17 protein-coding genes and 1 other RNA gene are annotated in these 14,794 nt (G+C 64.9%); 10 read left to right on the top strand and 8 right to left on the bottom strand.

Annotated features, from left to right (window positions below; translation table 11 throughout):
• Positions 1 to 155 precede the first annotated feature (155 nt).
• From A6F65_RS11695 to A6F65_RS11675, 5 genes are all read left to right on the top strand, one after another.
• Positions 156 to 845, top strand: coding sequence for an ATP-dependent Clp protease proteolytic subunit (locus A6F65_RS11695; RefSeq protein WP_067789076.1), 690 nt, complete (start codon positions 156 to 158; stop codon positions 843 to 845).
• Between the two features lie 190 nt (positions 846 to 1,035).
• A complete protein-coding gene (clpX, locus tag A6F65_RS11690) occupies positions 1,036 to 2,304 on the top strand; it encodes an ATP-dependent Clp protease ATP-binding subunit ClpX (RefSeq protein ID WP_067789072.1) in 1,269 nt (422 codons plus the stop codon).
• Positions 2,305 to 2,387: 83 nt separating this feature from the next.
• Entirely contained in the window at positions 2,388 to 2,633 is a 246-nt protein-coding gene (locus A6F65_RS11685; RefSeq protein ID WP_237164823.1) for a phosphotyrosine protein phosphatase, read from the top strand.
• A 112-nt stretch (positions 2,634 to 2,745) separates the two neighbouring features.
• Positions 2,746 to 3,240 carry a MarR family winged helix-turn-helix transcriptional regulator gene (locus tag A6F65_RS11680; RefSeq protein ID WP_067789065.1) on the top strand — a complete coding sequence of 165 codons (495 nt, stop codon included), beginning with the start codon at positions 2,746 to 2,748 and terminating at the stop codon, positions 3,238 to 3,240.
• The gene (locus A6F65_RS11675; protein ID WP_067789062.1) at positions 3,237 to 4,790 is read left to right on the top strand and encodes a serine hydrolase domain-containing protein; all 1,554 of its coding nucleotides are present in this window, start codon (positions 3,237 to 3,239) and stop codon (positions 4,788 to 4,790) included. Before A6F65_RS11680 ends, A6F65_RS11675 begins: the two co-directional genes overlap by 4 nt.
• Before the next feature lie 97 nt (positions 4,791 to 4,887).
• Here A6F65_RS11675 and A6F65_RS11670 read toward each other — a convergent pair whose 3' ends face one another.
• The 7 genes from A6F65_RS11670 to A6F65_RS11640 all read right to left on the bottom strand — a co-directional run bounded on the left by A6F65_RS11670 (position 4,888) and on the right by A6F65_RS11640 (position 10,545).
• Complete coding sequence (locus A6F65_RS11670) at positions 4,888 to 5,454, bottom strand: fasciclin domain-containing protein (protein ID WP_067789058.1); 567 nt, start codon at positions 5,452 to 5,454, stop codon at positions 4,888 to 4,890.
• 82 nt (positions 5,455 to 5,536) lie between these two features.
• A complete protein-coding gene (locus A6F65_RS11665) occupies positions 5,537 to 6,247 on the bottom strand; it encodes an anti-sigma factor (RefSeq protein ID WP_067789055.1) in 711 nt (236 codons plus the stop codon).
• Entirely contained in the window at positions 6,244 to 6,816 is a 573-nt protein-coding gene (locus tag A6F65_RS11660) for a sigma-70 family RNA polymerase sigma factor (protein ID WP_067789050.1), read from the bottom strand. Before A6F65_RS11660 ends, A6F65_RS11665 begins: the two co-directional genes overlap by 4 nt.
• Before the next feature lies 1 nt (position 6,817).
• Entirely contained in the window at positions 6,818 to 7,771 is a 954-nt protein-coding gene (locus tag A6F65_RS11655) for a cation diffusion facilitator family transporter (protein ID WP_067790614.1), read from the bottom strand.
• A 5-nt stretch (positions 7,772 to 7,776) separates the two neighbouring features.
• A complete protein-coding gene (gene mtgA, locus A6F65_RS11650; protein ID WP_067789047.1) occupies positions 7,777 to 8,448 on the bottom strand; it encodes a monofunctional biosynthetic peptidoglycan transglycosylase in 672 nt (223 codons plus the stop codon).
• 93 nt (positions 8,449 to 8,541) lie between these two features.
• Entirely contained in the window at positions 8,542 to 9,462 is a 921-nt protein-coding gene (rpoH, locus tag A6F65_RS11645; RefSeq protein WP_067789042.1) for an RNA polymerase sigma factor RpoH, read from the bottom strand.
• 138 nt (positions 9,463 to 9,600) lie between these two features.
• Positions 9,601 to 10,545 carry an RluA family pseudouridine synthase gene (locus tag A6F65_RS11640; protein WP_067789039.1) on the bottom strand — a complete coding sequence of 315 codons (945 nt, stop codon included), beginning with the start codon at positions 10,543 to 10,545 and terminating at the stop codon, positions 9,601 to 9,603.
• Positions 10,546 to 10,669: 124 nt separating this feature from the next.
• Between A6F65_RS11640 and A6F65_RS11635 the strand changes: the two genes are divergently transcribed.
• From A6F65_RS11635 to rnpB, 4 genes are all read left to right on the top strand, one after another.
• A complete protein-coding gene (locus tag A6F65_RS11635) occupies positions 10,670 to 11,068 on the top strand; it encodes a M67 family metallopeptidase (RefSeq protein WP_067790613.1) in 399 nt (132 codons plus the stop codon).
• A gap of 72 nt (positions 11,069 to 11,140) precedes the next feature.
• On the top strand, positions 11,141 to 11,794 hold the full coding sequence (locus A6F65_RS11630; protein ID WP_067789035.1) for a histidine phosphotransferase family protein: 654 nt from the start codon (positions 11,141 to 11,143) through the stop codon (positions 11,792 to 11,794).
• Position 11,795: 1 nt separating this feature from the next.
• Entirely contained in the window at positions 11,796 to 12,503 is a 708-nt protein-coding gene (locus A6F65_RS11625; protein WP_067789032.1) for an N-acetylmuramoyl-L-alanine amidase, read from the top strand.
• A gap of 9 nt (positions 12,504 to 12,512) precedes the next feature.
• An RNA gene (gene rnpB, locus A6F65_RS11620) (RNase P RNA component class A) lies at positions 12,513 to 12,914 on the top strand.
• 4 nt (positions 12,915 to 12,918) lie between these two features.
• Here the strand turns inward: rnpB and A6F65_RS11615 are convergent.
• On the bottom strand, positions 12,919 to 13,725 hold the full coding sequence (locus A6F65_RS11615; protein WP_067789028.1) for a metallophosphoesterase family protein: 807 nt from the start codon (positions 13,723 to 13,725) through the stop codon (positions 12,919 to 12,921).
• 242 nt (positions 13,726 to 13,967) lie between these two features.
• On the opposite strand from A6F65_RS11615, the gene A6F65_RS11610 reads away from it, so the two are divergent.
• Positions 13,968 to 14,702, top strand: coding sequence for a TorF family putative porin (locus A6F65_RS11610; RefSeq protein ID WP_067789025.1), 735 nt, complete (start codon positions 13,968 to 13,970; stop codon positions 14,700 to 14,702).
• Positions 14,703 to 14,794 lie beyond the last annotated feature (92 nt).

Raw genomic sequence — 14,794 nt, 5'->3', positions numbered from 1 at the left:
ATGCATCGCCGCCTGCTTTCGACAAAGCGAATACGAAGCCGGACGAACGGCGCGCTTAACCACCCGTTATCGGCCCCCTTGCACAATTCGAATGCAGGCCCGACATAGGCGGCCAAGCGAAAGCGCACCCGCGGTAAAACAAGCAAGGAATTCCCATGATCGACCTGTTCGGTACCAATAACGCCCAGGGCAAGTTCACCACAGATCCCGAAACCGGCGCATTGGTCCCCGTCGTCGTCGAAAGCACCAGCCGCGGCGAACGCAGCTTCGACATCTTCAGCCGCCTGCTGCGCGAACGCATCGTGTTCGTCACCGGGCAGGTGGAAGACAATATGGCCAGCCTGATCGTGGCCCAGCTGCTGTTCCTGGAAAGCGAAAACCCCTCCAAGCCGATCAGCATGTACATCAATTCGCCCGGCGGCGTGGTGACGGCGGGCATGGCGATCCATGACACGATGCAGTACATCAAGCCGCGCGTCTCCACCGTGGTCGTGGGGCAGGCGGCTTCGATGGGCAGCTTCCTGCTGGCCGCAGGCGAGCCGGGCATGCGTATCGCGCTGCCCAATGCGCGCATCATGGTCCACCAGCCCAGCGGCGGCGCGCGCGGCATGGCCTCCGACATCGAGATCCAGGCCAAGGAAATCCTGCGTATCCGCAGCCGGATGAACGATCTCTACGTGAAGTATACCGGCCAGAGCCTGACCGATATCGAGAAGGCCATGGACCGCGACACCTTCCTGGAAGCGGAAGAGGCGATGAAATTCGGCCTGGTGGACAAGGTTTTCGAAACGCGCCCGGAAAACGAGCAGCCGGACGATAGCGGCAGCGGCGGCGCGCCCAGCTGAGGGCGCGGCACCCCGATAGCTTAACGCCCCGCTGCGTAACTGTAGCATTTTGGCAACCTTGCCTCTTCAGGGCAGGTCAAGGCGTCGGTATTAACCTAGTGACGATTGAAATTGCGCGCTGTGATGGGCAGGTTGTCCATCCGGGCGACTCCGGCAGGCGTGCTTCTGCGCCGCGGGACAGGACGAAAGAATGACCAAATTGAGCGGATCCGACAGCAAGAGCACCCTGTATTGCAGCTTCTGCGGCAAGAGCCAGCATGAAGTCCGCAAGCTGATTGCCGGGCCCACCGTGTTCATCTGCGATGAATGCGTGGAACTGTGCAACGACATCATCCGCGAAGAAACCAAGGGTGGGATTGCCGGCAAGAAGGACGGCGACGTGCCGACGCCGCAGGAAATCTGCAGCGTCCTGAACGATTACGTCATCGGGCAGGAACGCGCCAAGCGCGTGCTTTCCGTGGCGGTGCACAACCACTACAAGCGGCTGAAGCACGGCGGGAAGACGGGCGATGTGGAACTCGCCAAGTCCAACATCCTGCTGGTTGGCCCCACCGGCTGCGGCAAGACGCTGCTGGCCCAGACGCTGGCGCGCACCTTCGATGTGCCCTTCACCATGGCGGATGCCACCACGCTGACCGAAGCCGGCTATGTGGGCGAGGATGTGGAGAACATCATCCTGAAGCTGCTGCAGGCCAGCGACTATAATGTCGACAAGGCGCAGCACGGCATCGTCTATATCGACGAGATCGACAAGATCACGCGCAAGGCGGAAAACCCCTCCATCACCCGTGACGTTTCGGGCGAGGGCGTGCAGCAGGCGCTGCTGAAGCTGATGGAAGGCACAACCGCCTCCGTCCCGCCGCAGGGCGGGCGCAAGCATCCGCAGCAGGAATTCCTGCAGGTGGACACCACGAACATCCTGTTCATCTGCGGCGGCGCCTTCGCCGGCCTGGAAAAGGTCATCGGGGACCGCCTGCAGAAGCGCAGCATCGGCTTTGGCGCGCATGTCGCCGATCCGGACAAGCGCCGCGTGGGTGAACTGCTGGAGAAGACAGAGCCGGAAGACCTGTTGAAGTTCGGCCTGATCCCCGAATTCGTCGGCCGCCTGCCGGTGATCGCCACCCTGCGTGACCTGGACGAGGATGCGCTGGTGCAGATCCTGCGCGAGCCGAAGAACGCACTGGTGAAGCAGTACCAGAAGCTGTTCGAGCTGGAAGACGTGGAGCTGACCTTCACCGACGACGCGCTGGTCGCGATCGCGCAGAAGGGTATCGAGCGCAAGACCGGTGCTCGCGGCCTGCGCAGCATCGTGGAAGCCATCCTGCTGGACACGATGTTCGACCTGCCCAGCATGGAAGGCGTCACCGAAGTCGTGATCGACAAGGATGTGGTGGAAGGCCGCAAGGAGCCGGTGCGCGTGATGGAAAGCAAGTCCAAGAAGAAGGACGCGGCGGCCTGACGCGGCGGCGCTACCTCTTCGTCTGCGGCAAGAACCGCTGGCGGAGCCCCACTGCTGAACAGATATTTGCCGGCCGGGAGGACATGGACGTCCTCTCGGCCGGTATCGCATCGGACGCGGACACGCCCATCGATGCAGAGCTGGTGGCGTGGGCGGACCGCATCTTCGTGATGGAAAAACGGCAGGCCGCCGCCATCCGCGGGCGCTTCCCCGAAGCGCTGGGCGACACGTGGATCGTGTGCCTCGCCATTCCCGATCGCTATCGCTTCATGCAGCCCGAACTGGTCGAGCGCATAGAGCGGGCGATGGAACCTTTCGCACCGAGCTAAGGAACAGCCCGGGCCATGGCCTGCCGTGTCGCAGTCGCCGGAGTGGACACTCATGCCAAACTCTGCAAATACTTGCGCAAATTGTTGCAAAGATTCGCAAGGTGGGCAAATTATGAGTGATACCAGTGGCTTCCATGCCGCATATCTGGGGAAGAGGTTGCAGGACCTGATGGACCTCGCCCATGTCCAGATGCAGCGCGTCTATGATGCGGAGGGGCTGGAAATTCCTGTTCGCGGGTCCTCGACACTTCAGGCCCTGGGGCCGGATCGGCAGCTGACGCTGTCAGAGCTTGCCCGGATGCTGGGCCAGTCGCACCAACTGGTGTCACAGCGGCTGGGCCGGCTGGAGGATCGAAAGCTCGTTTCGGCCGCGCTCGATCCCAATGACGGACGCAAGCGCATCTATTGCCTGACGCCGGAGGGCCAGCGGGCGTGGTGCAAGCTGGACGAGATCATGGCGCGCGCCGGACGCATGAATGCAGAGCTGTTCGAGGAGATCGGTGTCGACCTGGTCGATGCGCTGGACCGGGCCATCGCCCGCTTCGAGATGCGCGACATGCCTGCCCGCATGGCGGAGCTTGGCGCCCGGCAGGGGGAGCCGGCATGATGCGCCTTGTCCCCAAGCTCGCCGCCCCGTTAGTCGCTGCCGCGTTCGCATTCGCCGCGCTTCCTGCCGCCCCAGCCGCCGCAAGTGACGCTGCAGCTTTCCAGCTGCCGCAGGATTATGCCCAGGCGGCCGGGCAGGCGGCGCAGGCCTATCACGATGCCGGCATGCTGGACGGTGTCGTCATCGTGGCCGATGCGCAGCGCGTGCTTTTTACCGGCGCATACGGGCAGGCGAATATCCCCTTCGGCGCTGCCTACCATGCGGATACGAAGGTGCGGCTTGCGTCTGTTTCCAAGCCTTTCACCGCCGCGCTCGTGCTGCGGCTGGAGGAGCTGGGCCTGCTATCGGTGGAACAGACGGTGGGCGAACTGCTTCCCGAATATGCCGAGGCGCCCTTCGCCGCTGTCACGCTTGACCAGCTGCTCAGCCATCGCTCCGGCATCCCGAATTACCAGTACACGGCGCCTTACCGCGCAGTTCAGTCGCGCGCCCTGATGACGGGCATGGTGGCCGCCCCCGTCACCGCGCAGGAGATGATCACGACCTTTGCCGATCGTCCGCTGGAGTTCGTGCCGGGCGAGAACCACGCTTACAGCAATTCCAATTACGTCCTGTTGCAACGCGTGATCGAGCAGGTCACCGGGCAGGACTTCGCAGCGGCGATGCAGGCCCACGTCTTTGGACCACTGGGCATGGATGACAGCGGCGTGTTGGACCATCGCTCCGTCGTGAAGGGACTGGCCGATGGCTACACCATGACACTGCAGGGATACGAAGCCCCGCTGCAGGCGCAGTTCATCGGCGTCGGTGCCCCCGGCAGCATCTATTCCACGCCCGGGGACATGGTCCGCTGGTTCGGAGCGCTGTTTTCCGGTCGGTTCTTCGCGCAAGCCAATACGCTGGAGAAGATGACCACCCCGCGTGCGAAAGCCTATAGCGAGACCAGCTTCATCGGATACGGCCTCTATACCAGCTTCGTGGAGGTGGATGGCAGGCAGGTGCGGGCCATCGGGCATGACGGTTGGGGGCCGCCTTTCACGGCAAATCTGCAGTATTTCCCGGATAGCGGCCTGATCGTGTTCGCGGCGGACGGCATCAGCGGGCCGGGCGGATGGACCTATGGCGAGACCGTGCGGCTGGGCGAAGACCTGTTGCGCATCGCCTATGGCGCGCAGGTGGATCCGCCTGCCACGCCGCCGGCCCTGTTGGTCACGGCAGCGATCCGGGCACGCGGCGTCGATGGCGGCATTGCGGCGTATGAGGAGGAGGTGGCGACAGGCGAAACGCCCATGCCCGCGGAGGCCGAACTGAACCGGCTCGGCTATGCCTATCTGACATCGGGCGAGAGCGAGGCTGCGACCGCGACCTTTGCGCTCAACGTGCGGCTCTATCCGCAATCGGCCAACGCGCTGGATAGCCTGGCGGAAGCCTATGGCAGCGCGGACCGCTGGGCCGAGGCAGCGGAGACGTACCGCCGCGCGCTGCTGCTCGACCCGGGCAATGCCCGCATGGAGAAGGCGCTGGTCGAGGCCGAAAAGCGTATCCCCTGAAACGAAGCGCCCCGCCCGACCCCAGCTGGGCATCGGACGGGGCGCGGGGGCGCTCGTGTGTGAGGGGAAACCGTGCGCCCCGTGCCTGCCGGCGAGATCAGCCCGGCAGGAAGACACCGTCGGTGACGTGGATCACGCCGTTCGACACATCGACATCGGCAGTGGTCACCGCCGTGGCGCGGCCTACGCCATCGGTGATGATGATCGTGTCGCCGGAAAGGCGGGCCGTCAGCGTGGCGCCCGAAAGCGTCTCGATGGTGGCGCTGCCGCCGTGCTTGCGGATCAGCGAGACCAGGTCTGCGGCCATCACTTCACCCGCGACGACGTGGTACGTCAGCACCGACTGCAGCGTTTCGCGGTTTTCCGGGGCCAGCAGCGTGGGGATCGTGCCATCGGGCAGCTTCGCAAACGCGGTGTCCGTCGGCGCGAATACGGTGAAGGGGCCCTGGCCGGACAGCGTGCCTGCGAGGCCCGCGCGCTTCACGGCGGTCACCAGCGTGTCGTGCACACCCGTGCTGGATGCGGCCTGCACGATATTGGGCTGGTTCTTCTTCATCGGCTTGTGATGGCCGGCGGTCACAGGGACAGCGGCGACCATTGCGGTCCCGCCCAGCGCCATGGCGATTGCACCTGCGGCGGCCTTGAAAGAGATGGATTTCGGCATTTTAAAACTCCTCATTTGTGCAAGCCCGTCCGTCCTTGCACATGGAGTTACGCAGCCCGCCGGCTGGCGGATGCATGTCGCGTCAGATTTTTTTCAGCGTAGCCTGAGCCACCACCGGGCCGGCCTCTCCGCCAGCGGGCGCGCCGCCCAGCGGCTCGCGCGTCAGCACCAGCTGCGATCCATCCGCGATGGCGGATGCCAGCTGCGTGTCGACCGGCACGCGGCGTTCCTCGCCCGGAGCGACGACGCCGAGCGAGCGGGCCGGGGCGTCCGGCATCACCAGCCACAATTCGTGGTCATGCACGCCATCGGCGGTCAGCCCGCTGGCCGATACCAGCATCTCCTGTCGGTCCGGCAGATACGTAACGCCCAGCCGCAGCGGCGTGTCGCCAATCGGTACGGACGCAACCAGCGGGGCGCTATCTGCGGGCGTCGTGGTGGCTGGCGAGGTGCCGATGGGCGCCGAGGGCAGGGTAAAGGCAAATACCGCCAACACCACGGCCGCTGTCGCCGCCAGGGCAGATACGATGCGCCAGCGCCGCACCTGCCGCGAGAGAGCGATGACCTGCCCGCCCTGTTGCGCATCGGCAGCTGCCAGCACGCGCTGCAGCATGTCGGCGGGCGGCTCGGCATCGCCCAGCTCCTCCAGCATCGGTGCAAGGCGGTCTTCCCACCAGGCAACGGAATCCGCGAATGCGGGCTCGCGTACCAGCCGGGCCCGCGCCTCCAGCAGCGCCTCGCCATCCAGCAGGCCGAGGACATATTCGGCGGCAAGCTGTTCCTGCTCGGTCATTCGGCGGCCTCCAGGCAAGATTTCAGGCGGGCGAGTGCGCGGCGGATGCGGCTCTTGATCGTGCCCAGCGGCACATCGTCGCGCTCGGCCAGGGCCTTGTATGTTTCGCCGCCGAAGAAGGACCGGCGGATGGCGCGCGCGGAGCCTTCGTCCAGCGTGGTGATGCAGTGCAGGATGCGGGCGCGGCTCTCGCGCCCCTCCATCGCCGCATCGGCCAGCGGGGCGCTGTCGGGCAGGGGCAGGGCGGCGCCCTCGCTCACCGCGCCGCCGCGCACCTTGCCCACGCGCAGGCGGTCCACAGCGGCATTGCGGGCCATCACGGCCAGCCAGCTGATCGGGCTGGCGCGCCCGGCATCGAAGCGATCCGCACGGGCCAGCAGCTTGATGTAAACGTCCTGCAAGGCGTCCTCGGCTTCTTTCCTGTCATCCAAGATACGCAGGCAGATGCCGAAAAGCTTCCGCGAAGTGGCGCGGTAAATCGGCTCGAGCGCAGATTTGTCCCCGCCGCCCAATCTCTGGATCAGGGCAGATAGCTGTGCGCGCGAGGTGTTGGCGGCGGTGTCTGTCACGTCAGCAGCCAGCTTCGCAGTTTTCGCGGCTGGTTTCCACCTGCAGCGTGGCGTGCTGGATGCGGAAATCGTGTTCGAGGCGGTGCGCCGCGTCGCGCAGGAAGGCGTCGCCCGGGTGGCCAGCCGGAATGACGAGGTGGGCGGTCAGCGCGGTCTCGGTGGTGCTCATGGGCCAGATGTGCAGGTCATGCACCGCCTCCACGCCAGGCAGGCCCGCCAGGTAAGCGCGCACGGCTTTTTCCTCGATGCCATCGGGCACGGCCAGCAGGCCCATTTTCACGCTGTCCTTCAGCAGGCCCCATGTGCCAGCGCCGATGACGGCCACGATGATCAGGCTGGTCACCGGATCGACCCACAGCGCGCCGGTGAGCAGGATTACCACGCCCGCCACAACTACGCCCAGCGAGACCAGCGCGTCTGCCGCCATGTGCAGGAAAGCGCCGCGGATGTTCAGATCGTCCTTGCTGCCGCGCATGAACAGCAGCGCCGTGGCGGTGTTGATCACGATGCCGATGCTGGCGACCCAGACCATGGTCCAGCCTTCCACCGGCGCGGGGTCGAACAGGCGGTCCACCGTTTCCACCAGGATCATGCCCAATGCCAGCAGCAGCAGCGCGGCATTGGCCAGCGCCGCCAGGATGGAGCTGGACTTGTAGCCATAGGTGAACCGTTCGTTCGGCGGTTTCTGGCCCATGTAATTTGCGCCCCAGGCGATCAGCAGGCTGAGGACGTCCGAGAGATTGTGCCCGGCATCGGCGACCAGCGCCATGGAGCCGGACCACAGGCCGAAGCCTGCCTCGACCAGCACGAAGATCGAGTTGAGCACCACGCCGATGGCAAAGGCGCGGTTGAAATCCTTGGGCGCGTGGGAATGGCCCCCATGATGATGATGAGCATGGCCGTGGGAGTGCCCGTGTGCATGCCCGGCATGCGAATGATGATGCCCCGCACCCATGCGGCTCACTCGTAAACGCAGGCATCCAGCCCGTCACGCGAAACCACGCCGATCCGGGCGCGGATCGTATTGCCGTAGCGGCGCACGAAGCCGGACGGGTTCTTCACGCTGCGTTTCTTGGGCAGGGGCAGGGCGGCGGCCATGCGCGCCGCCTCGTCCGGTGTCAGGCGGGCGGCGGAATGGCCGAAATACCGCTCCGCCCCCGCTTCCACGCCGTAAGTCCCGATCCCCGTCTCCGCGACGTTCAGGTAAACTTCCATGATCCGCCGCTTGCCCCACAAATTCTCGATCAGCAGGGTGAACCAGGCCTCCATCCCCTTGCGAAAATAGCCGCCACCCTGCCACAGAAAGACATTCTTGGCCGTTTGCTGGCTGATGGTGGAGCCGCCGCGGATGCGCCCGCCTTGCGCGTTCCTCTCGATGGCCTTCTCGATTGCCTCGCGGTCGAAGCCGTCGTGGCTGCAGAACTTCCCGTCCTCCGCCGCAATGACGGCGCGCACCATGTTGCGGTCTATGTCCGACAACGGCTCCCAGTCGCGCGTCACGCTGTTTTCGTCCAGCAGCATCGTGGCGGTGTAGGTGACCGGCAGGAAGCGCAGCACGATGACCAGCGCCAAGCTCAGCAGCACGAAACCGAGCGCGAATTTCAGCAGGAAGCGGGCGAGTTTCAGGGCCATGGGCGAGGAGGCTTAGCGGGCGCGGCGGGCAAAGAAAATCCTCCCCGAGCGCTGTGCCCGGGGAGGATTGTGATTTGCGTTACCGCGGATGGCTTATGCCGGTTCCAGCTCGGGGCTGGGCAGCATGCGCTCGGTCGCGATGCGGTGCATGGCCTTCTGGACCTTTTCGAAAGCGCGGACCTCGATCTGGCGGATGCGTTCGCGGCTGACGTCGTAGACCTGGCTCAGTTCTTCCAGCGTCTGCGGATTTTCCGTCAGGCGGCGCTCGGTCAGGATGTGCTTCTCGCGGTCATTGAGCGATTCCATCGCTTCCACCAGCATGTCATGCCGGAAGCGCGCTTCCTGCGCATCGGCGACGGTCTCGTCCTGCAGCGGGCGATCGTCGGTCAGCCAGTCCTGCCATTCGCCGGAGCCTTCTTCGCCGTTGCGCATCTGGACGTTGAGCGAGCCATCGCCGCCCATCATCATGCGCCGGTTCATGTTGATGACTTCCTGCTCCGGCACGCCCAGGTCGGTGGCGATCTTCGCCACGTCATCGGGATGCAGGTCGGAATCCTCGTAGGCTTCCAGCTGCTTCTTCATCCGGCGAAGGTTGAAGAACAGCTTCTTCTGCGCAGCCGTGGTGCCCATTTTCACGAGGCTCCAGCTGCGCAGGATGAATTCCTGGATGCTCGCCTTGATCCACCACATGGCATAGGTCGCCAGCCGGAAGCCGCGATCGGCCTCGAACTTCTTGACGCCCTGCATCAGGCCCACATTCCCTTCGGAAATGAGGTCGCTGACCGGCAGGCCGTAGCCGCGGTAGCCCATGGCGATCTTCGATACGAGGCGCAGGTGGCTGGTCACCAGCTGCGCGGCGGCATCGGGATCTTCGTGTTCCTCATACCTCTTGGCGAGCATGTATTCCTGCTCAGCCGTGAGGATGGGGTACTTCTTGATTTCGGAGAGATAGCGGTTGAGGCTCTGTTCCCCGCCGAGAGCGGGGATGGAAACCGCCTTGCCTGACTTGCTCACGTGTACTTGCCTTTCTCAGTGCCAGCCGCATGTTCGCAGGCCCCTGATGGGCACCTGCCGGAGGGCGGCCGCATGCATTGCCCCCATGTTCCGGTGTTATAGCATGATTCGGGGCGAAACGGGTGCTTTTCATCGATTTCAATGACCGGTTTCGTCGATGAGTTCCCGCATATCCTGCGGAGTTTCGCTTTCGAAGCGCATAGTTTCCCCTGTCACGGGGTGGATAAAGCCCAGAACCGCTGCGTGGAGCGCCTGCCGCTCGAAGCCGATCCGCTTCAGGATCGGCCGGATTCCGGCGGGACTGCGTCCGTAAACAGGGTCCCCTAATAGCGCATGGCCGATTGATGCGCAGTGAACGCGCACCTGGTGCGTCCTGCCTGTTTCCAGCCGGCATTCGATCAGCGTGCAGCCATCAAGCCGGCGCAGCGTGCGGTAATGGGTGACGGCATGTTTCCCGCGCGTGGAATCCCCTGGCAGGACGGCCATTTTCTTGCGATTTGCATCGCTTCGGCCAAGCCGCCCGGAAATCGTGCCCGATGGCGGATTGGGGTGTCCGCCCACCACGGCGAGATAGGCGCGCTCCAGCGAGTGATCGGCGAATTGCCTCGCCAGCCCCTCATGCGCGGCATCGCTTTTCGCCACCACAAGCAGTCCGGATGTGTCCTTGTCGATGCGGTGGACGATGCCGGGGCGCGCCACGCCGCCAATCCCGCTCAGGGAGCCGCGGCAATGGTGCAGCAGGGCGTTGACCAGCGTGCCGTCCGGATTGCCCGCTGCCGGGTGGACGACCATGCCCGCAGGCTTGTCCACCACCACAAGGTGTGCGTCCTCGAACACGATGGGCACGGGAATATCCTGCGGCTGCGCGGCCAGCGGCTCGGGCGCGGGAAGGTCTAAGGTGTAGGTATCGCCGGGGGCCGCTTTCGCAGAGGCGCTTTTCACCGGCCCGGAAGGCCCGGCGATGCGCCCATCGGCGATCAAAGCTTTCACCCGCTCGCGCGAAAGCTCCGTCACCTCGGCCAGCGCCTTGTCCAGCCTTCCGGCCGTGGCGATGACGGCATTTATGGTGTCCCCCGATCCCATTGCGGCGATGTGGGGTCGTTGAGGCTTCGCCACAAGTGCAGACAATTATGACCCGTTCGCCCTGAGCTTGTCGGAAGCGCAGCTGGGCGTTGCCCAACGGCCGCTGATGCGTATGGAGCATGGTATGGTGACGCTCTCTATCCGGCCTGATGCGATGTCCGCGCTGCTATCCGAGGCCTCGACAGCCCACCCCCGTGAATGCTGCGGCATCCTGCTGGGCGAAGGCACGCGCATCACCGCTATCCAGCCCGCCGCGAACGTCCATCCCGTTGCCCACACGCATTTCGAGATCGATCCGCAGGCGCTGGTCGATGCGCACCGCGCGGCGCGGGATGGCGGGCCGCAGGTGCTGGGCTATTACCACTCGCACCCCAATGGCCTTGCGCGCCCTTCCGTCACGGACGAGGCGCAGGCGGCGCATGACGGGGCGGTGTGGGCGATCATCGCGCAGGACGATGTGACGTTCTGGCGGGACGGCGAGGAGGGGTTCACGGAGCTTTCGTATGCGGTGGAGGAAAGGTAAGAGGCGTGCTAACCCTATGACATCACGGCATCCGCGCCTGTTGCGCGTTCAAACAGACTGGCTTTTTCCTGAATGACTTCCTCCACAGACCTTGCCGCCCTGATCTGCTCGCGCCTGTGCCACGATCTGCTCAGCCCCATCGGTGCGCTGTCGAACGGGCTGGAGCTGCTGGCGGATGAGCATAATCCGGAAATGCGCGCCCGCTGCATGGAGCTGCTGGACCAGAGCGCGAAGATCAGCGCGGACAAACTGAAGTTCTTCCGCCTGGCCTTCGGCGCGGCGGGCGGCTTTGGCAGCACGGTGGATGCCAGCGAGCCTAAGGCGCTGGTCGAGGGCCTGCTCGGCGCGGATAGCAAGGTAGAGCTGGACTGGTCCGTCGGCCCGTCGCACCTGACCAAGCCGGCCACCAAGGTCCTGCTGAACCTGTCCGCCATCGGGCTGGATGCCCTGCCGCGCGGCGGGCAGCTGGCCATCGGCGCGGAAGACCATGACGGCGCGACGGAAATCGCCATCCGTGCCTCCGGCCCGCGCATCGCCTTCGACAGCGGCATCGGCCAGGCGCTGGATGGCAGCCTGCCGGAAGACGAGCTTTCGGGCCGCACTGCGCCCGCCCACATGATCCGCCTGATCGCCACGGAAGCGGGCGGCGGCGTGCAATATGCCCTGACGGAAGAGGCGCTGGTGATGGGCGCTGTCCTGCCGCAGGCCGAAGGGATGATCGGCTGATATGAGCGACGAGCTGGTCCACCGCGAACAGCTTTCGCCCAATCGCAACGAGCGCAAGCTGCCCATTTCCATGGTGGTGATCCATTACACGGAGATGGAAAGCGCCGATGCGGCCATCACCCGGATGTGCGACCCCGAAGCGCAGGTCAGCGCGCATTACTGCATTTCCGAAGCCGGCGAGGTCGTGCGGCTGGTTCCTGAGGCGGAGCGGGCCTGGCATGCGGGCGTATCCTACTGGCGCGGCCACAAGGACGTGAATTCCGCCAGCATAGGCATAGAGCTGGACCATCCCGGCCACGGGCTTGGCTACCGCGAGTTTCGCGATGCGCAGATTGATGCGCTCGTCCCGCTGCTCGCCCGCATCGTGAAGCAGTATGACATCGCGCGGGCGAATGTGGTCGGCCATTCCGATATCGCCCCGCAGCGTAAGATCGACCCGGGCGAGCTGTTCCCGTGGGACCGGCTGGCGGAATACGGCCTGTGCCTGGCGCGGCCGGAGAAGCTGGAACTGGGCGATCCGTTCGACAACGATGCCAGCTTCTACCTCGCGCTGGAACGCTTCGGTTACGACATTTCGGACGGGCACAAGGCGGTGGAAGCCTTCCAGCGCCGCTGGCGGCCGGAGCGGATCGACGGGCAGGTGGACGGGCAGGTCCGCGCAATCCTCTATCGATTGCTCTTGGACCGCGACCGCGGATTGACTAGGTAAGCCCTCGCGTCGGGGAGCCGGGCAGCCGCGTGCCTTCGGGCGCGAGGAAAGTCCGGGCTCCACGAAACAAGGGTGGCGGGTAACGCCCGCCCGCAACGGGTCCGCCCGGTGCGAGGGAAAGTGCAACAGAGAGTAGACCGCCTCTCTTGAGAGGTAAGGCTGAAAGGGTGCGGTAAGAGCGCACCGGGGCGCCGGTAACGGGGCCCGCATGGTAAACCCCACCCGGAGCAAGGCCAAATAGGGGCCTCGCGCCAGCTTGCTGGCAGGGATGTTTCGTCCCGAGAGGCCCGGGTTGGCTGCTTGAGCGGCGGAGCAATCCGTCGCCCAGATGAATGGTTGCCGCCGCGGATACGGTCCGGTTTCGGATACCGTCCGTGGACACAGAACCCGGCTTACAGGCTCCCCGACGCTCCTTTTACGCCAACTCGCGCAGGCCCGCCTTGATCTTGCCCTTCTTGGTCTGGCGCGCTTCGAGATATTCGCGGGAAGTCCCTTCCAGCACGATGGCCGTCAGCCGGCCGGATCGGAATGCGCCGGTATCGAGGCCAATGCGGTTGCCGCGATCTTCCGGCTCGTCGCTGATCGTATGGCCGTGGACCACCACGGGGCCATGCGGTTTCTTGTGGCCCAGGAAGGGCTCGCGGATCCAGCGCATGTCCTGCCGCGTCTGCTCGTCCAGCGCCACGCCGGGGCGGATGCCCGCATGGACGAACAGGTAATCGCCCACCAGCACCGCATCCTCGAAGCCTTCCACGAACACGCGGTCTTTCTCGGGCACATGCTCGTTCATCAGCTTCTGCAATTCTTCCAGCGAGCTGTTGTTATAGGCCTTCTTCGGCACGCCATAGCTCAGCAGCGTTTCCTTGCCGCCATGGCGGATGAAATGGCGCAGCACGTCGCGCTCGTCGAAACTACGCAGGAACATATCCTCGTGATTGCCGGCCAGGATGCGCACGGCGCGCGCCTTCTGCAGCTTGCGGGCGCGCTTCACCACGCCGGCGCTGTCCGGCCCGCGGTCGATCAGGTCGCCCAGCAGCACGATGGTGGTATTGGCGGATTTGCGCGCGGCATCGTCGGCGTCGATCGCCGCGATCATCGCCTCGAACAGGTCCAGCCGCCCGTGGATATCGCCCACGGCATAAATGCGCTGGCCCGCCGGGACGGCAGCCGCGGGCGGCTTCGACTTCTTGCCGGCCATCCTGTTGCGCAATGCTTCGAACATGCCGGAACACTTGGAGCGCCGGGCGCGAAATGCAAGCGCAGCGAGGCATTGGGCTGGTGCGCAAAAGCAACACTTTGGCAAGGGCTAGGAAGGTTTCGCGCAATTTTCCTTGTGCAGTGCAGCATGACTCTGCATCATCCTTCTCATTCCTGCTGGAAGTGCGACCCGAAAATGAGGGAGCCCGATGCGGGAACGCAGGTGGGATGTAGCAAGGTTCAACCACAGCAATCGAGGAATTGCCCATGCTTACGTCCATCCGCAGCGCTTTCGCTGCAACACTTCTCGCCGGTTCCGTTTTCGTGGCCGCTCCTGCTGCTGCGCAGGATGGTGTCACCATTTCCGGCAATGCTTCCATCGTTTCTGACTACCGCTTCCGCGGCGTCTCGCTGTCGGGCGGGGATCCGGCCATCCAGGGCGGCATCGACGTGGAGACCGGTTCGGGCTTCTATGTCGGCACCTGGGGCTCCAGCATCGATGGCGGCCCGCTGTTCGGCGAAATGGAGCTGGACGTCTATGGCGGTTGGTCCGGCGAAGTCTCGCCCGGCATCTCCGTCAATGTCGGCGCCATTGCCTATCTCTTCCCGACCAATGATTTCGGTCCGGCCGATTACGGCGAAGTCTACGCCTCCGTCTCGCCCTCCATCGGCCCGGCTGAGCTGACCGTCGGCGCGGCCTATGCCTGGGACCAGGATGCGCTGGGCAATGACGATAACCTCTACCTGTACAGCGACCTGTCCGTTGGCGTGCCCACCACGCCGCTGACCTTCAACGCCCACCTCGGCTATACCGATGGTGCCCTGGCACCGGACTTCCTCGCCGGCGGCCTGGACGATAGCGGCCTCGACTGGTCGCTGGGCGTTTCGGCAACGCTGCTCGGCTCGCTGGAAGTCGGCGTGGCCTATGTCGGCGTCGAAGGCACGTCCGTCGACGGCTTCACCGACGACACCGTCGTTGCCACGGTGGGTGTCAGCTTCTGATCCGCCGCGAACCCGATTGACGAAGAGGCCCGCGTCCCGAATGGGGAGGCGGGCCTTTTCATTGCTGCCGTGTTTGGCAGTCATGCAGGGGC

It is taken from the genome of Paraurantiacibacter namhicola, from assembly GCF_001687545.1.
GTDB lineage: Bacteria > Pseudomonadota > Alphaproteobacteria > Sphingomonadales > Sphingomonadaceae > Paraurantiacibacter > Paraurantiacibacter namhicola.
Note: the sequence above shows the minus strand (reverse complement) of the source record. Positions and strands in the feature narration are given on the sequence as shown.